The organism is Pannonibacter anstelovis, assembly GCF_036881715.1.
Lineage (GTDB): Bacteria > Pseudomonadota > Alphaproteobacteria > Rhizobiales > Stappiaceae > Pannonibacter > Pannonibacter anstelovis.
This window is the reverse complement of record NZ_JBAKBF010000010.1, coordinates 82730-103815: the sequence shown is the minus strand read 5'-3', so window position 1 is coordinate 103815 and position 21086 is coordinate 82730. Positions and strand designations below refer to the sequence as shown.

The window sequence follows — 21086 nt, the reverse complement described above, 5'->3', positions numbered from 1 at the left end:
GTCACTCTCCGGTTCCGGTCTGCATCTGGCGGATGCGGGGGTGGATGGCGTTGCGCTTCCAGCTGAGTGGCGCGCTGATCTCGCGGACTTCCAGCGACAGCATGAAATGCGGGCTGGCGAATTGCGGTGCCAGAAAGGCGCTGGCCGCAGCGAAGATGGCCTCTCCGGCGCGCTGCCGGTCCTCCAGGCTGCGGCCCTCGCCCATGCGCAGGGACATGTCGATGAAGCCGTTCTGTTCCAGCCGGTCAGCCACCACATGCACGTCGCAGCGGAACCCGCGCACGCGCACGGCTCCCAGCTCGAACAGCCCCGTCTCCAGAAGCGCGCTGGCGAGGCAGCCCGCAAAGGCAGGCATATCCACCCCGGCCTCCAGATTGGCCGAATAGTCAAAGGACAAATGCGGCATGGTCTCCTCCCGGCCGGCTTGATAATTAACATGTTAAATGATTTTGCGTGCCTGTCAACAGGGCAGTGTTTGATGCGGGAGCAGGGAGGAGGAGTGCACTCTCCTCTTGCCGCAGTACCCCTCTCCCCCTCAAGGGGGGAGAGGTGTTGGAGCCTGACTAGCTGTCCGTCGTAAGCAATAGCCCACCCGGGTGATGGCAACTGAAACGCCGTGCCGGAGTCATTCGGCTGCCGGTTTGCAAAAGCCGGTTTTCTGCCGCATAGAGGAAACATGAAGCCCGCCGATACCGCCCCATCCGATGCTGATCAGGACGCGCTGCTGCCGCGTGACACCCGGCGCTCGCTGCCCATTGCGCTGCTGCGGGCGCGCGAAGCGCTGATGACGCAGTTCCGGCCCATGCTGGCAGCGCACGACCTCACCGAGCAGCAATGGCGGGTGATCCGTGTGCTGGGCGAGCGCGGCACGCTGGATGCCTCCGAAGTGGCGGACCGGGCCTTCATCCTGGCCCCGTCGCTGACGCGCATCATCCGCACGCTGGAAGAGCGCGGCCTGATCCTCAGGGAACGCGGGGAAACCGACGGCCGCCGCGTGATGCTGAGCCTCACGCAGGAGGGCCTGCGGATCATCGCCGAAGTGGCCCCGGAAAGCCGCCAGATCTACGCCAGCCTCGAAGCCCGCTTCGGCGCCGCCTGGATCGCCGACCTGCTCGACCGGCTGGAACGGCTGTCGGAGTTCAATGAGGGGAGCGGGGAGGCCTGAGGGCTGCCGGAAATACCTCCGATGCAGGCCGAAGTGATGCATTTGCTTTCCAGCAGAACGCCTCTGCCCCACGAGAGGGCCGCGTTTACAACGGACAGCCAGTCAAGCTCCAGCTCCTCTCCCCCCTTGAGGGGGCAACGGATTCTCGCCTCTTGCAGGAAGACGCTGCAGACGTTGCTTTGATGCTTGAAAAGATACGCATTCTCAGAGTCTTGCGTCTCTGGCCGAAGCCTCTCGTTTCCCCTCCCCCTTGAGGGGGAGGGGGACAGATAGGCCGTGCCGTGTAAACAGCGGCTGCCACCTTGTGCCAAAAACCTGAAGTCTCCCCCCCTCACATGTCCTTCACCAGCCGCAGCGCATCATAGATCGCGGCGTGGGTGTTGCGGGAGGCGACGGCGTCGCCGATGCGGAAGAGCTGGAAGGTGCCTTCCGGATTTCGCGTGATGTCCTGCGGCTGGCCCCCGATCAGCGCCTCGTGCGACACCTCGCCAAGGTTTGACGAGAGCGGCTTCAGCTCGAAGTAAAGATCTGCGAGCGGCAGGGTGCCGTGGTTGATAACCACCTGATCCACCGTCCGCGTCTCGCTGGCTCCGCCGTAATCGCTGCCTAAATGGGCGGTGAGCATGTTGCCCTGCCGCTCCACCGCCAGCAGCCGCCAGGTGACGGTGAAGCGCGTGTCCAGCTTTTGCAGGCTGCGCATGTAGGGCACCAGATTCATGGCCATCACCTCCGGCGCAAAGCTGCGGTCGGGGGTCATGATCTCGACGCTGGCGCCCGTCTTTGCGATGAGTTCCGCCGCCTGCAGGCCGGTGTGGTCGCCTGCATCGTCATAGACCAGCACCTGCCGTCCGGGCTTCACATCGCCGGAGAGAATGTCCCAGGCGGAGACCACCAGATCATTGCCTGTGCTCAAGACCTCCGTATCCGGCAGGCCGCCGGTGGCGATGATCACCACATCGGCGGCTTCCGCCAGAACATCCGCGCTTTCCGCCCAGGTGTTGAAGCGGAAGGAGACGCCGAGCCGCTCGCATTCGGCCATGCGCCAATCGATGACCGGCAGCATTTCCCGCCGCCGTTCGCTCTTGGCGGTCAGGCGGATCTGCCCGCCGGGCCGGGCGGCGGCCTCGAACACGGTCACCTCATGCCCGCGCTCACCGGCCACCCGTGCTGCTTCCAGCCCGGCGGGGCCTGCGCCCACGATCACCACCTTGCGGCGGCGCGCGGCGGGGGCGATGTCATGCGGCATCGTCTCCTCGCGCCCGGTGGCGGCGTTGTGGATGCAGAAGGCAAGGCCGCCCTGATAGATCCGGTCGAGGCAATAGTTGGCGCCAGTGCAGGGGCGGATGCGCTCTTCCTGCCCGGCGATGATCTTGCGCACCAGATGCGGGTCGGCCATGTGGGCGCGGGTCATGCCGACGAGGTCCACCTTGCCGCTGGCCACCGCATGGCGGGCTGTGGCCACATCGGGAATGCGCGCCGCATGGAAGGTCGGAAGCTTTGTTTCCGCCCGGATGCTGCCTGCAAAATCCAGATGCGGCGCGCTGGCCATGCCCTGAATGGGGATCACGTCCGTCAGGCCTGCATCCGTATCGATATGGCCGCGCACCACATTGAGGAAGTCCACAAGGCCGCTGTCCTTCAGGCGGCGGGAGATTTCCAGCCCGTCCTCCGGCGTCAGCCCGCCGTCCAGCCGCTCATCGCCCGTGTAGCGGATGCCGACGATGAAATCCGGCCCGGTGCGCTTGCGGATCTCGCGCAGCACGTCGAAGGCAAAGCGCAGGCGGTTGTCGAGCGGCCCGCCATAGGGACCGTCCAGCGTGTTGGTCAGCGGCGACCAGAACTGATCCATCAGATGGCCATAGGCTTCCAGCTCGATGCCATCCATGCCACCGGCCTGCATGCGCTCGGCCGCATCGCCATAGTCCTTGATGATCCGCTCGATATCCCAGTCTTCCAGCTGCTTCGGAAAGGCCCGGTGCGCGGCTTCGCGTGCGTGAGAGGGGGAGACGACCGGCAGCCAGTCGCCCTTGTCCCAGCGGGTGCGGCGGCCAAGGTGGGTGAGCTGGATCATGATGGCCGCGCCCTGCTCATGCACAGCGTCCGTCAGCTCCCTTGTCCACTTCACCACCTCGTCCTTCCACGCGAGGATGTTGTTGAACACGGGCGGGCTGTCGCGTGACACGGCGGCGGAGCCTGCGGTCATCGTCATGGCCACCCCGGCCTTCGCCCGCTCCACGTGATAGGCGCGGTAACGGCCCTTGGGCATGCCGTCTTCCGGATAGGCTGGCTCATGCGAGGTGATGATGATCCGGTTGCGCAAGGTGAGATGCTTGAGCTGGAACGGCTGAAGAAGCGGGTCGCTGGACATGGGTCTTGTGCCTCTCTGGAAGGGCTGTTTTCTTCAGCAAAATGGAAATGTGCACTGGTGTCAAGTTTCAGTGCATGAGTGTCGTTTTCTTTGACGGGCCTGCGCCATCTGCTAGATTTGCGGGATGAAACAGGACACCGACATCACGGGCGAAACCGGCATCACGGGCGAAACCGGCTGGCGCGGCTCTGCGGACCTGTGGCTGGATGCGGCGCTTGAGGCGCTGCTGGACGCGGGCGTGGAGGCGGTGAAGATCCAGCCTCTGGCAAAGAAGCTCAATCTGTCGCGCACCAGCTTCTACTGGTTCTTCAAGGACCGGGAGGCGCTTCTGGCTGCGCTGGTGGCGCGCTGGCGGGAGAAGAACACCGGCGCCATCCTCCGCCAGACGGGCGCCTATGCGGAGACGCTGGCCGAGGCGATGCTGAATGTCATCGATTGCTGGCTCGACCCGGCGCTGTTTGATTCACGGCTGGAATTTGCGCTGCGCAGCTGGGCGCTGCAATCGCCGGACATTTTGCAAGAGGTGCAGGAGGCCGACCGCCTGCGGCTGGAAGCGCTGACGGGCCTCTTCACCCGCTTCGGCATCAGCGGCACAGAAGCGGACGTGCGCGCCCGCACGGTCTATCTCACCCAGACCGGCTACATCTCCATGCAGACCCGCGAAGACCTCCCCACCCGCATGCACCGCATCCCCGCCTATGTCACCATCTTCACCGGCCAGCCCCCGAACCAGCGCGAACTGGCAAGGTTTCACGCAAGGCATGGGTTTGCGGGGGACTGACGCCTGAAGGGCAGTGCTGGCATGGGGCTCTAAGGGGAAAGAAGACACCCTCCTTTGACCGCAGCGCTTCGCTCGCCACTCCTCTCCCCCACGAGGGCTACCGGATTCACACATCAGGCTCAGACACCACCCGCAGTGATGCATCTTTTCTGAGGTAGGGCCTGTCCGCCCCCCTCCCCCTGGTGGGGAGGGGTAAGGGGTGGGGGGCTGAGCCTGCAACATTTTGAAAAATAGATCTTTTTCTGATGAGGCATCAGGAAGCGAAACCGCCCATAATCAATGGACACTCTGCCAGACGGAGAGGCCGCCCCCCCACCCCTCACCCCTCCCCACGAGGGGGAGGGGGGCTGAAACGCCGTGCCAGAGTGATTGACGCGCGGCGCTTGAATTTGCAGTGTTTGACACATGTATTTGCACTTTTGAAAACACCTCTCAACAGCCTTCTTAGAGCTTCTTGAGAGGTGCCTCAATTGGTGTCTTTCGGGGGCGTTGAGCCGGTCTCATACCGATTGCAGCGGCGCATCGCTGCCCGCTGCATTAGTTCGATTGCGTCGGGTCTTTGATCCAGGTCTTGAGACCGAGAACCTGCGGCGACGGCCAGAGATCGACCATCGGGATCACTCGTTTGGCCGACAGGCCATCGGGCGCAATCTCGCCGGTAGTCTGTGTGACCTGACCTGCGATGATGATCGTGTAGCTCTTGCCTGCGGATGCCATTCTTTCCCAATCGCCGATCGTCTCCCCCTTACCTCCGAAAAACGCCCCGGCCGTGATGGCGAGCCGTCCATCATCATCCTTCTCGACATAGATGGGCAGATCGGCAGGTATATCGTCTGGCGAGCTGAAAACGGCCTCGTAGTGGCACTCCTGAAAGGCCTCAGTCGTGCGGCCATATGTACGGACTGGGGCTCCGTTGCGCATCCTCAGCGTTTGCTCAACTGGACCGCACCCAATTTCAGCTCGTTGTGCAGCGGGCATCATGTCCCAGAATTTCCGGGGCGTCTGTGCTGTGACCGTGACAGCGATACTGCCATCCTCGTTGACGCTCACGTGCTGCTGCGCATCGAAACAGCCGCCCAGCATCAATGCGCAGGCAAGCGTGACAGCTCGAATGTTCATCATGGTCAGCCCTTCAAGAAGCCGAATTTTTTCGCGACCCGCCGCACCTGGGTGCAATGCGCGGTTTTGGCACTGGTGCTCATGTCCTGCAGCTGAAATTCGGTCGCGCTGACGAACATGTTCAGATTGCTCGTGAATGACATGTCATCTGCAGGCACCGTCTTATCTATGTAAGCCGATATGGCCTCCTGATCATATGTCAGGCCGCATGCTGCTTCAGAGCCCAGAACATCCGCCAGCTGCTGCGCATTCCGCATACTGTCCAACGTGCCTTGTGCATGGGCTCCGGCACCTGCCGTCATTGCACCTGCCACGAACAGGCAAACACCAAATAGTCTCATCGTCAGATCCCCCGGTTAGGTTGTGTGAGGGCACTATAACCCGGCTGTACAGGTCTACAACTGTGCAGCCGGGTTATCAGCGGTTGTCACTCCGCGAAGGTCAGCACGTCCTCGGGCTGTGCGGTCGGCGCGGCCTTGAACGCGTCAATGGCGGCCTGGGTGGCCTGCCACGTGGGCTGAACGATGATGGCGCCGGTAAAATCGGCAGCCAGCACGTTCTTGGGCGGGAACACATCCCAGCACCAGACTGGTTTACCCGCCGCACCGCCAGCCTCATTGCGCAGCCGGTTGTGTGCCACGATGCCCTCCGCTCCAGGGACACAGGTCAGGCGCTCGATCACTGTGCCGCTTGCGGTCGTCCGCTCCAAAATCAGAACACTCATATCGTCCATCTCCATTGCCTCTTAAAAACGGTGCAGGGTGAACCCGAACCCCAACGGGTCAATCAGCGTGCCGCCCGCATGATCGCGGACCTCCAGCACGGCCCAGTCGCCGCCCCACTCGGCGATGGAAACAGAGATGCCATTGTTCGGCACCAGGAACGGCTCGTGCCCCAGATCCTGCGCGAAAATGGCCAGAAACGTACCTGTATCGAGATACTGGATCGCAGCCACGCGATACGCTCCAGCCACACTCGTGACGATCGCATCACTCACTGTCACGCGCAGAGCGCAGGCCGCAATGGCAGGCGGACGGTCCAGAGGCAGAGGTTCCGGCCCTGCCTGAAAACCGGTGACCTCAGGATCGTCATCACTGAGAAATACCAATCCCAGGCCTGGCTGATCGGCAGCATAGATCGCTACAATCACTCCTGCGCTGCGCTCGACATATGGCATCAGACGCTCCTCGCCTCATCGATCCATCCAGTCGTTGCCACGGACCAGGGCAATGATCCGGCAGTGCCCGCAGCCTCGATAGTTATCTGCCGGTCCGCGTTGGTCTGAGCAGCGACTTCATAGGACATGTAGGTGGCTGTCGTCGTGCTGTAGCAACTGAACGCGTCACTGTTAATGACCAAAATTGATCCGGCGGCAGAAATCGGTTTGACACGCAGTTGCGCGCGGACAGGCAGCCCGCCAGGCACGGAGAGTGTCAGCGCAGCAGCAGCTCGCAGCGTTGTTGACGATAGGTCGGTGACCGGCGCTACAAATGTGAACCTGTCATTGACCTGCTGAAACGGCCGCAGCGCTCCGGCAGCACGTACCACGGATCCGAGGCGCCGCCTCTGCGTATATCCGGATGGCAGCGCGGGTGTCAGCGATGCGGACAGACCTACATCCACCTGGCCGGTGTCAGGCCTCCGGATCGCGAACACATGGCCCGTGCCGTCCGGCATCGCGGCGCCATCTAGCCAGCCTCCCGCGTTGTTGCCTGCTGACCAGGCCGCATCCGTCCGCTTGGTAATCGCACTCGCCAGTGTCATCATTGCTGGCGCGGTCCCGTCACTCGCGCAGGATCCGGCTGCCACGACAATGTCATTGACCGTATCCACCACCGAGTTTGACAGGGTCATCCCGGTGATTGTCCGGCTGAGCTGCAGCCAGCCGCTGTTTGCAGCGAGCTGAGTGGCGAACGTGTCCGCAGTCACGATCGGTGAGGCGTTGATAGCGACCGAGCCGGGCGAGGCGCCACTCATCTCCATGCGCGTGATCACTGTTGATCCATCCACACTATGCAGATCGATGCCGATGCCATTGGAGCCGCCGTAGTGCCAGAACCGGCCTGAAACAGTCCCGTCACCGCGCTGCAGGTCCAATCGCTGCTGCCCGTTGGCGGCAGCAGCACGCACGCGCAGAACAGTGTTGAGTGAGAGCGAGCCGGTGAGCGTGCCACCGGTCAACGGCAGTTTGCCATCAATGAGAGACATCAGGCTGTCGGAGATCAGTTGACGCAGCTGATCAACCGTGATCACCAGCGCACCACCGTCACGCATCACAGGCAACAGATCCTCTGTGGTGGCGGCAGGCGTCGTGGGCAGCTCATCAATGGCGATGGGATCAGTCATGTCACATCCTCATCAGCTGCACCTCTGCATATCCGAGCGGCTGCCCGGACACGAGAGGCGCGTCAAAATCGGAGACCACCTCGACAATGGTCCGGTAGCGGTCGTGTGTGCGGGTAATGACGTTCGCGCGGCCGTGCAGCGTCTGCGCCCCGGGGTTGCCAGCCCAGCCACCCGCGAACTGCATGTCCGCAATGCCGCTCCAGTTGTGGATGAAAACGGCAATGTACCGCGCGCCATCGTTGCCGGAACCCGTTGTGATCACCTCGGCTGCACCGCTCGACGCATCGCGGTAGACGAGTTTATGAGCGTTGCTCAGTGTCGTGATTGTGCAGTTTGCAGATGCATCGGTGACGATCCGGGCCAGCAGCGCACTGTCATAGCCTGTGTCGAATGAGGCATCCGCCTCGGGGAGGCTCGACGGATTGTAGACCGGATCATCCAGATAGAACCGCTGCAGGCCTCCCGCTGCCGTCCAGCGCAGATGCGCCACGCGCGAGGGCAGCATCGTGAATGTGCGGGCAGGCTCTGCAATGTCCGCGAGCGCAACATCGAAAACACCGCGGTGCCGGATCGTGCCGGTCGGCGCCACTACGATCGTGCCGGAGACGGGCGAGGTCACAGTCAACCGGCTGTTTGCGGCCAGCACAGCCGGATAGATCGGCAGGCGCGCGCGTGCGCTCTCCACGGTGACATATCCGTCAGCCGGACCGCCGCCCGTGGCCGCGTCGATCGCATTCTGAATTGCGAGACCGAGCTGCTCCAGGTTGTTTGCGTCAGGCGTCAGGCCCAGCCGCGTGATCGCGTTGACGATCTCGGCTTGTGCGTGATCAATGGCGCGCGCATCGATCACGGATCCGCGCTGGCCAATTGCAGGGTTGCCATTTGTCCAGGGTGTGCCGTCAGAGGTGCCGAAGGGGGGCCAGCGCTTCATTTTTTGATCCTCAGTGGAGCCCGCGCAGCGGCTGCGGCGGCTGCCAGGCGTGGGCGGTGTAGTCGAAAACGGGGATGGTATGTGCCGGTGCCCGGCGCCGGATGACGCACTCGACCTCGGCCTCGGCCTCAAAAATGCAGTGCGGCGTCTCAGCAGCCACGGCCTCGCCACAGCGGGCCCATCCGATCGCGCGCGGGCCAAATGCCACGCGCCAATAATCAGCCATCCGGGGCGGGCCAACCTGCCAGCGCGGCGGCAGCAGGGCCAACGGGCCAGTTGCGAGTGGCGCGCCAGTCTCTGTCACGATCAATGCGCCGTCGCCAGTCGCCAGCAGCCCGCCGTCCGGATAGCGCCACTCATCCGGCGTTGACCAGCTGGTGCCGCACTCAGTGATCCCGCAGCGCGCGGGCGCGAACTCCTCGATTGAAATCTCGACACCACGCTGTGCCGCCAGCCCGGTGAAATACGGCACGGACTGGCCGCCCTCCTCAGTCCAGCGCGCATGCGCCAGCGCCTGGCGCTCGGCCAGCGTGTCGGCAAACCCGCCCGGACGGCACGGGTCCGGGCCCAGAATGCGCTCGTAATCGTCGAGGCAGTGTATGGCCGTCGCCGGGCTCACCTCCGTCTGCCGCCGCTCCGCCGCCTCGGCCTCCAGCCGGGCGAGGCCCCGCGCAAGCGGCTCCATCACAGCGGCCAGAATGCTGTCCGGATCATGCGACAGGCCCCAGCCTGTGGGTGCATAGGACAGGATTTCCGCGAGGATCGTATCCCAGCTGCGCGGCGAGATGGTCATGACGCCCCCCACGTGATTGCACCGGGCACCAGCAGCGTGGTCTGTCCTGGCTGCACGTCACGGCCCGGCTCGATCAGTATGTGCCGGTACTCGCCCGGAGATCCGGAGAGAGCCTCTGACAGCCGCGAATAGCTGAGCAGCCCGCCGATCGTGGCCTCACGCGCCATGAATGAGGCATAGGCAGCAGTGACAGCGGCCCGCGTGCCACTGGTGTCGGGATAGAGCTCGATGCGCAGCGGCAGGGGCTGGATGACGGCGCCGATCACCTCCACATCCGCCGTCACCGGCCGCACACCCTCGGGCCCGTTGATGCGGCCGAGGTGGCGGCTGATCGCATCGATCTCTGCGGGGCTCGGCGCACGCGGGGCCTCCCGGGTGCCCATGGCCACAACGACACCGACCGCAATGTCACGGGTGGCACCCTGCAGCGGCACAGTCCGCACCGCCGCCACAGCAAACTCGTTGGCCACCCAGGCCGGATAATCATGCGCTGCGCCGCCCTGCGGCACCTGCCGTTTGCGGGCGATGTAGCGGTCCAGCAGAGAGGCTGCCGTCTCTTCACCGGCACCGCCCGTGAGCCCGTCGCCATCCACCACAGCCACCTGATTTGTGAGGCCCGCCAGCGGCGAGACCAGCGCCATGGCATAGCCCGCAGGCAGATTGCCAGCGGCCCCGGCCGCCAGCGCCCGCACGGTCGCGGTGACGCTGCCAGTGGCTCCGATCGAAACAGCGCCAGTCACCTCATAGAGCGCCTCTCCGGCACCTCTCAGCAGCAGATTTGCAGGGATGGCCGTGCCCTCGGCACCGCTGAAAACCACGCGGCCAATCGCCCGGGTGGCCGCACGCGGGAAAATGCCATAGGCGGCAGCATGCAGACGCAACGTCTCGTATTCGGCCGTGTCGGCGATCAGCTGATCCCCGTTCCAGCGGTGGTGCTGGTGCGCACCCCAGAGCGCCGCTCCGGTCATAACGGCGATGTGATTGAGCATGCCGTGCGGCGCCCGCACAGCACGGGCCGCAGCCTCGGCCGTGATGGCCCGTCCCTGCGCCTCGGTAACGCGCAGCAGCGCCGCCTCCATGTCGGTACGGGCCTGCTCGGTCAGCTCGTCGAGAGTGGGGATCGGAAACGGCATCAGACAGCACCTCCCTGCACGCTGCCCCGCAGCACCACATCACGCACCCGCGCCGTCCAGCCCAGCACGCCGGGCCGCAGCCACTCGGCCGTGATCACCGCCGCCTCGGCGAGCTCTACCTCAGACCAGGCGAAGGCCTCGGCGAGATAGGCCAGCGCCCGGGCGCGGGTTTGGTCGGGGTTGAGCGGCCCATCGTCCTGCTTCTCGCGGTCCAGCAGCCACAGGCGGGTGCCGGTGCGGCGCCCCTCGCCATCCAGAGCATCGGCCAGCGCGCCCCGGCGCAGGCCGAAAGCCCCGCGTGCGGCACTGAAAAAATCAGTGCCGGTGGGCAATGTGTCGTCAGGGTTGGCGCGGCGGTCGAGGCCCGCGCTCAGCATCATGGAGGTGGCGGGCGTGTAGTCGATGACCAGTTCCCCGGCCTCGGTCAGAGCGAGATCACCCCGGCGCGTGACAGGGTCAAACGCCAGGGCGAGATCGGCAAATTCGGCGGGGGCATCGGCTGTAAACATGGGCGCAGGCTACGCGCGCGCGGGGGCCTGCGGCAGAGTAGAGGTGTCTATCAGGCGGGCCAGTCAGCTGGCCGGTATCCCGCGAGATAGGCCTGCAGCAGGCGGATGCGGGCTGTGTCGAGAGATTTGGTTCCGCGCTCCAGCTTGGCCACGTTCTGGCGCGTGTGCTCGTGATCTTCGAAACCGAGGACCACGGCCATCTGGTGCTGAGTGAGGCCGAGAACGTCTCGGGCACTGCGGATTTGGTCGGGGGTCATTATCGCCATACCAGCGACGCACCTTCGCCCATCTCAGCTGTTGCAGCATAATCGGCACGTGACCAAAGCTGGGTGGTCTCTGCGAACTGCTCAATCCGGGCATCGTTTTCAGCTGCGGCAGCTTCGGGACTGACGCCTGCCTCTAAAAACACGGCAGTGGCCCGGGCGATAGCATCGCGGATTTCGTCGTCGTCAGCGGTGATCCGGCCGGTGAATTCAATGTTGAGCATGCCCGTCTCCTATCTTCGTTATCCGTTGATGGACTGATCTGAATTCAGCTCGGCGGTGTAGCTGCTGCCGGTTTTCGTAACGTTGATCAAGCGGCGTTCGCGCAGTGCGTCAATCGTGCCCTTTGTGACACCTGCGGGAAAATTGTGAGGGATCATTTTGCCCATACGCATGCTCCATGTCAGGGGCAGAGCATTTAGAGCAACCTGCATATTCTCGGTGAGAGGCTTCATGTCTGTCTCCTGTCTTGGCTTCGGCGTCATCGCCGCCGCTCATGTACTCTTTGTAGTTCATTCGAACTACAAACGCAACAGGAAAAACGCAGGCCCTTCGGAAAAAATCAGCCCACCGGCGTGCCGCTGGTGCCGCCACCCGGCACGACGCCATCGTGAATGTGCGTCTTGTCGAACGGCACACCATCATGGGTGATGCTGCCGCCCTGAAAATCCCAGCCACCGGCCGTGTGGATCAGGCTGGTGCCGCCGACCGTGGTTTTGATGGCCTCCGGCGTCACCTCTATCTGCGCGCCGCCGCCCACGGTGGCCGTCAGTCTGGTCTGCGCCAGAACGTCAATGGAGCCATCCGCCTTGATATGGACGCGGCTGCCATCGGCGCCGTAGATCGCCGTCTCGCCCTCGGCCAGGCCGCCGAACCGGTCGGCGGGCACGCTCACCGGCAGGCCGACGAGATCGCCCTGGTCACCACCCACCGCCAGCACCACCATGAGACCGCCCGAGCGCGGCCGGGACGCGAGGCCGAAGGGCTGCACGATCTCGATGCCGTCCCGGTCGGCATAGGCATGGGTGGTCACATCGGCCGTTTGGGTCTCTCCCGTGTCGCTGGTGCCGCGCACCACGGCCCGGGAGACGAGGCCACGCACGTAATGAGCAATCTCACGCGGCCGCATCATCTGCCTCCGGATCATAGGCCTCCGGCCCGGTCACCCGCAGCTCGGCCACCTCGCCCTCACCCTCACCGTATCCGTAGCGCACCCCGGCAATGAGATAGTCACGGTCCACCATCATGAACCGGTCCGTCACGCGGGTGAGGCAGTTCGGCTGCCACAGCTGTCCCGCTGCCCGCCAGCCCTGCAGGGCAATCACCAGATTGTCACCGCGTGCCCGGTGGACACGGGCCATCCAGTCAGCCTGGCTCTGCGCGTCCGCGTCTTTGCCGCTGGCTTTGAGCAGCGTCACCATGGGCCGGTAGCGCGTGATCTCGGTATCGCGCGCATGGCCGAGTACGGTCACCCCAGCCGCTTCGCGGGTGGGCAGGCCCGCCTCGCGCTTGCTCTTGATCTGGCCGCCACCATTGGCTGCCCGGTAGCGCGAGGCCTCATCGCCGCGCACCGCAGGCAGCGAGCCTGCGGTCATCGGCGCAGCGCTGGCCCGCTGCCCGCCAGCGCGGGGCGCCTGTCCCTTGACGTAGTAGTCGGAAAACCGGTCCGTCGCCGAAAACTGCCCGCGCACCATCAGCACGCCCGGCCCAGGCCCTTTGATATCCGCCGCCGCCCGGGTCTGGCCGGAGCGGGTCAGCACTAGATCTGCGATGCCATCCGATGTCACCAGCACCTCACGCTGCCGCGCATATTTCTCGATGGCAGAGAGCACCGTCTCTGTAACGTCCACGCTGATTTTTTCGAACGGCTCGCCCGTGTCCACGTCACAGCGAACGCCGATACCGAATGGCGCACACAGCCGCTCGGCAAACTCCTCCAGGCGCAAGCTCTTGAACTCCACCGGACCCTCGGGCCCGGCCGTGCAATCGACCAGATCACCGGCAATGTCACGGCCCGCGATCGTCAGCGATGCCTCACCCTCCTGATAGCTCTGCTCCACGGCCTCGACCCAGCCGCGCAGCACCACCTGGCCATAGACCGAGATCTCGACCGGCTGGCTCAGCAGCAGCGGGCCGATCTGGCCCGGCGTCCCATAGGGCCATGCGGCGAGAGAGCGCGCGTCATCGCGCAGGGTCAGTTCAAACGATCCGCAGATCTCGCCGAGATCCCGATTGATGGCAACGCTGGTCCAGCGGTCCAGCACCATACCATTCACGCTGACAGAGACGGCACGTGTGGCACTCATCGCAGCACCTCCACACCGGTCAGAGGCGTCACGGCCGGATGGGCCAGCCGGTTACGGCGGGTGATGTCCGCCGCGACGTCAGCCACGCGGGCGGGCTGATCGGCGGCCAGATCATAGGCAATCAACAGCGCAGGCACGCCGCCCGGCACGATGACCGTACGCGGCAACCGGCCGATGATCTCGTTGAGGTCGGCATAGAGAGCCGCGCGCAGATCCCGCAGGCCCCGGCTCACGGCTGCGGCCGGTCCGGGCAGTGCCGTAGTCATTGCCGCTGTCAGCTGCACTGACACGGACAGAGCCGTGTCGAGATCATCGCGCCAGCCATAGGCCTCCTCCCGCGAGGAAAACGCAATGCGCACCGCACTCTCGGCCGCAGCGCTGGTCAGCGCTGCATGGTGTCCGGCACGGGCAGCAGCCTGCACCGGCGTGAGCGTGGTCAGGCTGGCTGCCTGCGCTGCCAGAGCCAGCGCCAGGCGGGCGCCATCGGCCGCAGCGAGCGTGGTAGCGGTTGGTGTGGCCGTGCCGCCTGGGGCGATGGCAGGCCGGGGCCGGGGCCGCGCAGCCTGCATGATCACCCGTGCGAGATCGGGCACGGTGCCAGCCACTGCGCTGGCGGACGGGTCAGCTGTCACGGCCCGCAGGAGGCTCGACAGACTGTCAGACAGCGAGGCTCCGGAGGCCAGCTGCGCCGCCGTACTGATGGCGCTCTGCACGAGGCCGGTGCTGACATCGAGGGCAGAGGCAATGGCATCGACGGGTGCGAGACGCGAGGCCAGCGAGGCCGCCAGCATCGCACCTGCGCCGCTGCGCAGCGCTGCGGCCGCCCCGGTCAGCCGGCTGGCTGTCGCCTGGGCCGGTGCGAGCTGCGCTACCGTCCGCTCAAACTGCACATCGACACGCGCCACCCGCAATTCGCCGGTCGAAAACCGGATGCTGGCGCCGGGCGGCACCACCACCAGCATCTCGCCGAGCCACGGGTGCACCAGCGTGCCGGGACCGGGCTGTGCGAGCGCCGCCTCCAGCGCCCGGGCCCGCGCAACATAGTCATCACCGATGACGAACCCGGCGACACTCACCGGCCCGTCGAGACGGCCCTGATCTTCACGGGCCTGCGCATCGACACCGGGGAAAAAATGCGTGACGATACGGCGCCCCACCTCGTGCGAGATGTCGATGATCTCGAATGGCACCCCACGGAACGAACCCTGCCGGAGGCCGGGTAGCAGATCAGAGGTGGATGAGAACATGGTCAGAGCCCTCTCAGGATGGTGTTACGGGGCACCGAGCGACTGGCCACGGTCCATGACGATCGGCGCATCCGAGTTGGTTGAGTTGACGGACCGGACCTGTGCCGGGCCGATCACTTCGAGGACCACCTTGCCGCCCACCTTGGCCTCCTGCTGCTGAGCTGCCACCGCCCCTGCAGGCGCCTGATAGGCCGCAGCCGAGGCCGCAGCGCCAGCCCCGGCAATGCGGCCCAGCTGGCCCGCCGCGCCCGGCGCCGGAGCGGGCGCAGGCTCATCACCACCCATGCCAAAAAATGACCCGATCGACGCGCCAACACCGTCGAACACGCCGGTGATCCGGCCCGGCACCTCAGCGAGCCAGGCCATCATCTCATCGATCTTGGTCTTGATCCCATCCCACAGCGCCTGCATCAGCTCGCCGCCGATGGCCAGCAGCTCGGCAACACCGGTTCGCAGCGCATCGGCCATGCGTTTGCCGAGGCCACTGAAAAACGTGACGATCTGATCCCAATTGGAGATGATCAGCGCGAGCGGGTGGTAGCTGAGAATGGTTTTGATCCCCTCCCAGGCCGCAGACAGGCCCGAGAGGATGCGGCTCCAAAGTCCAGCAAAAAATGCGGTGATCTGATCCCAGTTGGAGATGATCAGTGGCAACGGGTGGTAGCTGAGGACAGTCTTGATAGTTTCCCAAGTGGCGGCCAGAGGCCCTTTAATCCTGCCCCAGAGATCGCGGAAAAATGCGGCTATACCGCGCCAGTTGTCGTAGATCAGATAGGCTGCGCCAGCGATGGCTGCGATAGATGCGAGGAACCAGCCCACAGGCGTCATCATCAACGCTGCGCCAAACGCGTAGATCTGATCACTCGCAAAGATCTCTTCGAAAAACGCAGTTATGCCGCTCCAATTGTCGTAGATCAGATATGCCGCCGCCGCGATCGCGGCCATAGCGCCCAGGAACCAGCCGACCGGCGTTGCAATCAGCGCAGCGCCGAGGCTGTAGACAGCTACGATCAGCTGCCCGCTCATCACGGCCGCTACTGTCACCAGGATCGTATCGAGCCCACCGAGGGCTTCGGTGATCTGCCTGAATGCAGAGATCCCGCTCATCACGGCCGTGCCCAGCTGCTCGATCGCGCTCATCATGCGGTCAATGATCTCGGGCCGGTTGGCGTCGATGAAACGCACCATCTCGTCAATCACTGGTGTCAGCACAGGCGCAAGTTTGGCGCTGATGATCTTGACCAGTCCGGTGAGCCGCTCTGTCAGATCCTGCAGTGATGACGAGAATGCGTTGAGGCCCTTGAGCTGCTCCTCGTCGAACACGAGGCCCTGCTCACGCGCCGCCGCACGCATGCGCTTGATGCCATCGGTTCCGAGCTCGATCATCTGCACGAATTGCTCGCCGCCCGTGCCGCCGAAAATCTCATCAGAGATGCGGATCTGCGCCGCCTTGTCGAACTGGCCCAGCCTGCCGATGATGTCCTCAAACAGTTTGTCCGGCTGCTTCAGGCCAGCCGCCAGATCATTGGCGGACAGGCCCAATCTCTCAAACGCTTCTTTCGCTGAGCCCTCTCCGGTGAGGATGAACTCATCCGCGCGCAGCTGCATTTCCTTCAGGCCATCGACCAGCGCATCCATGCCGACCCCGCGACGGGAACCGACCGCCGCCAGCTCCTGCAGCGCCTGGGTTGCCGTGCCTGCACGCTGTGCCATGGCGGTCAGCTCGCGTGCGGTCGAGGCCACGGTCTGCACCATGAGGAGGAGGCCACCACCGCCGCTGCCCAGCAATGCGCCGATTTTGACGGCCAGCTGCCCGGCCGCACGGCCGACGTTGCCGAGTGACCTCCCAACGCGGTCGAGGCCGAGGCGGCGGCCGAGAGTGCCGAGCGCAGCCAGACGGCGGGACAGGCCGCCGAGACCGCCGGAGAGGCGGTCCCGCAGATTGACCAGGACAGAGACGGCTAGGTTTTTCATCGGGTGCCCTTGCTCTCGGCCGCCTTGCGCCGCTTTTCACTGAGCCGGGCGGCAACCCCGCGCCGCAGCATCAGCTCAGGCCAGGTGCAGGCGGCAGCATCACTCCAGCCGCCGCCATAAAACTCGGCTGTCTCGCCGATCAGCTCCGCCCAGTCGTCGGGCCACTCCCCAAAAAATATTCGAGGACCCGGCTCGCCCGGGCGATGTCCGCTGCGTCCATCCGGTCAAAAATGCCGTTGGTCGCCGCTTTGTTCTTGCGGAGCGACAGCGCGAATGCCACCCGCTCGCGCACCTTCTCGGCCGCGTTGGTGATCTCGGTCAGATCCTTGCCGGTCAGCCGGTAGAACTGCAGGGCCGTGATGGTCTCGCGGCGGGTGCCACGGTCGCGGCGCTGGAACGTGATGTTCACGGGCCGGTCAAGGGTCAGCAGCACGCTGCCATCGGCCTGCTCAACGGCACCACGCGGCAGCACGGCGATGTCTGCCGTCTCATCCTCCTGCACCACGTCATCAGCAGGCGCGGGAGCCAGCGCCACGGCCTCCTCCTCGTCCTCGATGACAACGTCAGACACGTCGATTTCCCGGGTCTTGGTCATGTCTCGTCTCTCTCTTTCGGGGCTCTGCGCCCTGCCTCAAACCAGCCTCAGGCGCGGATTTCCTCGCCCTCGCCAAACGCCCAGGTCAGCGGGATCTTGCCGCCCTCACCACCGGTGACGGTGGGCATTTCGCCGGACAGGAACGCATCCGCATGCACCCACGTCTGACCGGTGTCGCAGATCACCTGCAGCTCGCCCTCGCCACGCGCCAGCAGCGCATCCAGCGACTGACCGCGCTCCAGATTGGTCGTGGCCGTGCACTCGCCCTGTGCAAATGTCTGCGCGTAGCCGGACCGCCGCCCGTATGACACCGGGGCCTGCGTCAAGCCTGCGGGCCGGTACGTTGCCCCGGTCTCGACCGGAATTTCCTCGCCGCGCCAGAAAATCTGCACGACACCCAAAACCTGCGCCATTGTTGCCTCCTATCAGGCCTCGAATTCGAGGACGCCGTTGAAACGGATGAGATTGCCGATGATGTTGACCGGCATGTTGGCCAGCATCTGGTTCTTCTCGTTCGGGTCGATCATGAACGTGGCGCTCTCCAGCGTCCGCTTGACATCGCGGATCCAGCCTGCACGGCCATAGACATTGCAGCGCGCCGCCCAGGTGCCGCGCACCTTGCGGGGCGTGGCCACCACCTTGGAATGGGCCTCAGCGATGCTGCCATCCTCCGCCAGTTTATGGCGCGGATAGGTGAGCTGCATCGTCGCGCGCCAGTCGTAGCGGATCCGCGACAGGGTCACGGGGACATTGATGTCCAGCCAGGCGCTGTCCGCCGTGCCGAGGGCCGTCTGCCGGTATGTGGTGATCACACGGCTCAGATAGACCGAGCGGTCCGTGCCAGCCGTGAATGTCGAGATCCCGGAGCGCAGCAGCAGATCCTGCTCGGTCTCCGAGAACAGGCTCGCCGGGTCCGGCGCGATGACGCCGGGCAGCTGCAGCGTGCGCAGCTGGCGCGCAGGGTCCTGCGTCAAATGGAAAATCGACACAGCCATCAGGGTCGCGGCCCAGATCCACGGCGGCGTGGGCGAGGCATCGGCACCGATCAGTGTGAGATGCGGCGAGTTGGTCACCGTACCCTTCGTCGTCAGCTGGCCAAATGTGCCGCGCAGGCCTGCATAGCCGTGGCCATCCAGCCGGGCCATGGCCGTGTAGCGCTGGCGCAGCTCCTCTGCCAGCACGGTGAGATTGGCATCGCCCGTCCACGGCAACGCGATCGCGTCGAATTTCTGCTCGTTGATCGCGTCGATCGCATCCTGCACGTCCGGATCACCCGCGCCGCCCGACATGGCGGTCACGGTCACCTGTGCGCCAGCGGGCAGCACCTCATCGGCCTGCAGGCCGAGGCGGATCAGGATGTCATTGCCGGTCTCGCCGCCGTGCCGGGCCGTCAGCAGCACCTCATGGGTGGCTGCATCTGTGCCCTGTGCTGCGGCCACGGGCATGGCCGTGTCAGCATTGATCGCCGCCACCAGGGCAGCGGCGCGCTGCGGTGCGGTCATGGAGGTGGTGAGGACGATGCGCACGCGCCGCCCGCCGATATAGACGGCCAGAGCCCCGGCACCGAGTGCGTTGCCAAACGAAATTTTGCCCGTTGCGGCGGTTGCGCCGGCTGCATCCGGAATGGCCACCATCCACAGATCCGAGCTGCGGTTGGCGGTGCGCGCCGCCTCGATCATCGCCGCGCCGATCGAACCGGCCCCGCACAGAGCGATGCCATCGGATGGCCGCGTGACACGGTAGAGCCGCCCGGCCTCGGCCGTGCCGGTCGAGAGCATCGGCGCGATGATCAGACCGCGCGCCGGGTAATCAAACAGCCCGGCCTCGGTATAGGTCGGCCGGATTTCGAGGTCCGCGCCTGGCACGCGCCAGTCCAGCGGGATCTCGTCAAATGCAGGGATCACAGCCATTAGCTGGCCTCCTTCTCAGTGCGGGTGCGCTTGACCGGCGCAGCCTCGATCAGGTCGCCATCGCGCAGGCGGCGGCGGATGTAGGTGCTGGCGGGCAGCGTCACAGTCAGGCCGCCTTCCGGCCAGGGCTGGCCGTCTGCCTGGGGCACTGTGCGGCCCGGCGCCTCAATCAATGTCATCGTCTTGGCCATGATCGGCTCCCCACTCGTTCAGCCGGTTGCGCCCGGCAGGGTGATATCGTCCTCAGCATCCGGGGCGGTGGCGCTGCCGGTCTGGCGCGCCAGCTCCCAGTCCACAGCCAGCCCGGTAAAATCAGGCAGCCCGGCTACGATCCCGCCCGCGTCGCCCAGCGTGGTCATCACGCCGCCCTCGATCACGGCGAGTGCCAGATGCTCTCCGGCAAAACCTTCAGCGTAGGCGGGCGCAATCGAGGTCAGCGCCACGCTGCCAAAATCTTTGATCAGGCGCCCGTGCAGAAGCTGCGCCGCGCGGATCGCGCTGGCATAGAGCCCCGGCCCGCGCGGATCGCCGCGCAACCGGCCCTTGAGCTCGGGATGCTTGACGACGATCCAGATCCGGAAATTGAGCGCGCCCTTGTAGTTGCGCTGGCCTGTGCCATCTGAGCGCCAGCCGGTCCAGGCGAGGGCGATATGCGGCAGACGGGAGATGAGAGCCGAGAACTCGCTCGGGCTCATCATCTCGTGTTGCTCGCTGTACTGCCACTCGCCAGCCGGGAACGCCTGCTGCAGCACAGAGCGCAGGGTATCCAGCAGATGCGAGACAGGGTCCGCGACAGCGCTCACCACATCCCTCCCGCACCGGTGTCATAGATCGGATCGCGGTCCTGAAACTGCGCCGCCGAGGCCTGCGCCACCGGGGCCGCCCCTTCGAGCGTCACGACGCCCCGCGCAATCTGGCCGAGCCAGTCGAGCGTGGTCCGGTACTGGCGGGCCACGTCCTCGCTCGGCGAGGTCTGGCCGGTGCTCGCCAGCGTGTGGCGGGCAATGGCGCAGGCGGCATCGCGGATCGAGGCCTGCACAGTCTCCAGAGGCGTGCGGTAGCGTTTGCGCAGATAGCTGTCGATGAGGTCCGTAGCCGAGTCGAGCGCACGGGCCACGCGGGCCTCAACGCGCAGATCCGTGACCTGATCCGGGAAATCGCCATCGAGCGCGCCCAGACGCAGGATCTCGGCCTCGCCATACAGGCTCACCATGTCGGTCAGGGCCGCATACATCAGACAGCCTCCTCGACAGTCAGCGCCGGATCTGCCCGCAACGCGGCAATTTCATCCCCGGTCAGGTCCGTGAGCCGGATCGTCACAGCCTGCGGCCCGAAGTGCCGCCCGGCGCGCCACCGGCCGCGCTTGGGGCCGGTGATGATGAGGGCGGGACCTGCAGGCGCATCCGGCTGACCGGCCAGCACGTTGGCAGCAGAAAGCCCCGCCGCATCGGTCACCACCTCAGCCCAGTCCACTGACGCCGCCAGGCCCTCCGGGCGCGATCCATATGACGCAGCGACGGCCGCAAACGTGGTGAGACCGGCATCCGCCAGTGCCTTCGCGCCAGCCTTGCCAATGCCCTTGAGCCGGGTGAGATCGTCCATGTCACGCTCCTTTGCCTTGCCGGGAAGGCTCAACAGCCCCTCTG

General features: G+C 65.2%; 27 protein-coding genes. 2 read left to right on the top strand and 25 right to left on the bottom strand.

Going from position 1 to position 21086, the window contains the following annotated elements; all coding sequences use genetic code 11:
- Window position 1: 1 nt before the first annotated feature.
- Window positions 2–406: a 5-carboxymethyl-2-hydroxymuconate Delta-isomerase gene (locus tag V6L75_RS15755; protein ID WP_334252441.1), complete on the bottom strand. Its 405-nt coding sequence runs from the start codon at window positions 404–406 to the stop codon at window positions 2–4.
- 270 nt (window positions 407–676) lie between these two features.
- Between V6L75_RS15755 and hpaR the strand changes: the two genes are divergently transcribed.
- On the top strand, window positions 677–1165 hold the full coding sequence (gene hpaR / locus V6L75_RS15750) for a homoprotocatechuate degradation operon regulator HpaR (RefSeq protein WP_334252440.1): 489 nt from the start codon (window positions 677–679) through the stop codon (window positions 1163–1165).
- 331 nt (window positions 1166–1496) lie between these two features.
- Here hpaR and V6L75_RS15745 read toward each other — a convergent pair whose 3' ends face one another.
- Entirely contained in the window at window positions 1497–3533 is a 2037-nt protein-coding gene (locus tag V6L75_RS15745; protein WP_334252439.1) for an NADH:flavin oxidoreductase, read from the bottom strand.
- Window positions 3534–3657: 124 nt separating this feature from the next.
- Here V6L75_RS15745 and V6L75_RS15740 point away from each other — a divergent pair, with 124 nt between their 5' ends.
- On the top strand, window positions 3658–4314 hold the full coding sequence (locus V6L75_RS15740) for a TetR/AcrR family transcriptional regulator (protein WP_334252438.1): 657 nt from the start codon (window positions 3658–3660) through the stop codon (window positions 4312–4314).
- A gap of 537 nt (window positions 4315–4851) precedes the next feature.
- Here V6L75_RS15740 and V6L75_RS15735 read toward each other — a convergent pair.
- From V6L75_RS15735 to V6L75_RS15625, 23 genes are all read right to left on the bottom strand, one after another.
- Complete coding sequence (locus tag V6L75_RS15735) at window positions 4852–5436, bottom strand: hypothetical protein (RefSeq protein ID WP_334252437.1); 585 nt, start codon at window positions 5434–5436, stop codon at window positions 4852–4854.
- A 2-nt stretch (window positions 5437–5438) separates the two neighbouring features.
- Entirely contained in the window at window positions 5439–5774 is a 336-nt protein-coding gene (locus V6L75_RS15730) for a signal recognition particle (RefSeq protein WP_334252436.1), read from the bottom strand.
- An 86-nt stretch (window positions 5775–5860) separates the two neighbouring features.
- Entirely contained in the window at window positions 5861–6157 is a 297-nt protein-coding gene (locus tag V6L75_RS15725; protein ID WP_334252435.1) for a hypothetical protein, read from the bottom strand.
- Between the two features lie 21 nt (window positions 6158–6178).
- Complete coding sequence (locus tag V6L75_RS15720) at window positions 6179–6610, bottom strand: hypothetical protein (RefSeq protein WP_334252434.1); 432 nt, start codon at window positions 6608–6610, stop codon at window positions 6179–6181.
- The gene (locus V6L75_RS15715; RefSeq protein WP_334252433.1) at window positions 6610–7779 is read right to left on the bottom strand and encodes a hypothetical protein; all 1170 of its coding nucleotides are present in this window, start codon (window positions 7777–7779) and stop codon (window positions 6610–6612) included. The genes V6L75_RS15720 and V6L75_RS15715 overlap by 1 nt, the downstream gene beginning before the upstream one ends.
- Window position 7780: 1 nt before the next feature.
- The gene (locus V6L75_RS15710) at window positions 7781–8710 is read right to left on the bottom strand and encodes a hypothetical protein (RefSeq protein WP_334252432.1); all 930 of its coding nucleotides are present in this window, start codon (window positions 8708–8710) and stop codon (window positions 7781–7783) included.
- Between the two features lie 10 nt (window positions 8711–8720).
- Window positions 8721–9503 carry a putative phage tail protein gene (locus V6L75_RS15705; protein WP_334252431.1) on the bottom strand — a complete coding sequence of 261 codons (783 nt, stop codon included), beginning with the start codon at window positions 9501–9503 and terminating at the stop codon, window positions 8721–8723.
- Window positions 9500–10636, bottom strand: coding sequence for a baseplate J/gp47 family protein (locus tag V6L75_RS15700; protein WP_334252430.1), 1137 nt, complete (start codon window positions 10634–10636; stop codon window positions 9500–9502). Before V6L75_RS15700 ends, V6L75_RS15705 begins: the two co-directional genes overlap by 4 nt.
- Window positions 10636–11145 (bottom strand): phage GP46 family protein, encoded by a 510-nt coding sequence (locus V6L75_RS15695; RefSeq protein ID WP_334252429.1) that lies wholly within the window; start codon window positions 11143–11145, stop codon window positions 10636–10638. Before V6L75_RS15695 ends, V6L75_RS15700 begins: the two co-directional genes overlap by 1 nt.
- A 50-nt stretch (window positions 11146–11195) precedes the next feature.
- A complete protein-coding gene (locus V6L75_RS15690; RefSeq protein ID WP_334252428.1) occupies window positions 11196–11402 on the bottom strand; it encodes a helix-turn-helix domain-containing protein in 207 nt (68 codons plus the stop codon).
- On the bottom strand, window positions 11402–11632 hold the full coding sequence (locus V6L75_RS15685; protein WP_334252427.1) for a hypothetical protein: 231 nt from the start codon (window positions 11630–11632) through the stop codon (window positions 11402–11404). The genes V6L75_RS15690 and V6L75_RS15685 overlap by 1 nt, the downstream gene beginning before the upstream one ends.
- Before the next feature lie 18 nt (window positions 11633–11650).
- Window positions 11651–11863 carry a hypothetical protein gene (locus tag V6L75_RS15680; RefSeq protein ID WP_334252426.1) on the bottom strand — a complete coding sequence of 71 codons (213 nt, stop codon included), beginning with the start codon at window positions 11861–11863 and terminating at the stop codon, window positions 11651–11653.
- A gap of 107 nt (window positions 11864–11970) precedes the next feature.
- A complete protein-coding gene (locus tag V6L75_RS15675) occupies window positions 11971–12540 on the bottom strand; it encodes a phage baseplate assembly protein domain-containing protein (RefSeq protein ID WP_334252425.1) in 570 nt (189 codons plus the stop codon).
- The gene (locus V6L75_RS15670; RefSeq protein ID WP_334252424.1) at window positions 12524–13714 is read right to left on the bottom strand and encodes a phage baseplate assembly protein; all 1191 of its coding nucleotides are present in this window, start codon (window positions 13712–13714) and stop codon (window positions 12524–12526) included. The genes V6L75_RS15675 and V6L75_RS15670 overlap by 17 nt, the downstream gene beginning before the upstream one ends.
- Window positions 13711–14961 (bottom strand): DNA circularization N-terminal domain-containing protein, encoded by a 1251-nt coding sequence (locus V6L75_RS15665; RefSeq protein ID WP_334252423.1) that lies wholly within the window; start codon window positions 14959–14961, stop codon window positions 13711–13713. The genes V6L75_RS15670 and V6L75_RS15665 overlap by 4 nt, the downstream gene beginning before the upstream one ends.
- Window positions 14962–14985: 24 nt before the next feature.
- Window positions 14986–16935, bottom strand: a complete 1950-nt coding sequence (locus tag V6L75_RS15660) for a phage tail tape measure protein (protein ID WP_334252422.1) — start codon at window positions 16933–16935, stop codon at window positions 14986–14988.
- 139 nt (window positions 16936–17074) lie between these two features.
- Window positions 17075–17530: a hypothetical protein gene (locus V6L75_RS15655; protein ID WP_334252421.1), complete on the bottom strand. Its 456-nt coding sequence runs from the start codon at window positions 17528–17530 to the stop codon at window positions 17075–17077.
- 47 nt (window positions 17531–17577) lie between these two features.
- A complete protein-coding gene (locus V6L75_RS15650; protein ID WP_334252420.1) occupies window positions 17578–17943 on the bottom strand; it encodes a phage tail tube protein in 366 nt (121 codons plus the stop codon).
- Between the two features lie 12 nt (window positions 17944–17955).
- Entirely contained in the window at window positions 17956–19440 is a 1485-nt protein-coding gene (locus V6L75_RS15645; RefSeq protein ID WP_334252419.1) for a phage tail sheath subtilisin-like domain-containing protein, read from the bottom strand.
- The gene (locus V6L75_RS15640) at window positions 19440–19631 is read right to left on the bottom strand and encodes a DUF2635 domain-containing protein (RefSeq protein ID WP_334252418.1); all 192 of its coding nucleotides are present in this window, start codon (window positions 19629–19631) and stop codon (window positions 19440–19442) included. The genes V6L75_RS15645 and V6L75_RS15640 overlap by 1 nt, the downstream gene beginning before the upstream one ends.
- 18 nt (window positions 19632–19649) lie before the next feature.
- Window positions 19650–20243 (bottom strand): hypothetical protein, encoded by a 594-nt coding sequence (locus tag V6L75_RS15635; RefSeq protein WP_334252417.1) that lies wholly within the window; start codon window positions 20241–20243, stop codon window positions 19650–19652.
- Window positions 20240–20674 (bottom strand): DUF1320 domain-containing protein, encoded by a 435-nt coding sequence (locus V6L75_RS15630; protein WP_334252416.1) that lies wholly within the window; start codon window positions 20672–20674, stop codon window positions 20240–20242. Before V6L75_RS15630 ends, V6L75_RS15635 begins: the two co-directional genes overlap by 4 nt.
- On the bottom strand, window positions 20674–21042 hold the full coding sequence (locus V6L75_RS15625) for a hypothetical protein (RefSeq protein WP_334252415.1): 369 nt from the start codon (window positions 21040–21042) through the stop codon (window positions 20674–20676). Before V6L75_RS15625 ends, V6L75_RS15630 begins: the two co-directional genes overlap by 1 nt.
- Between the last annotated feature and the right edge of the window lie 44 nt (window positions 21043–21086).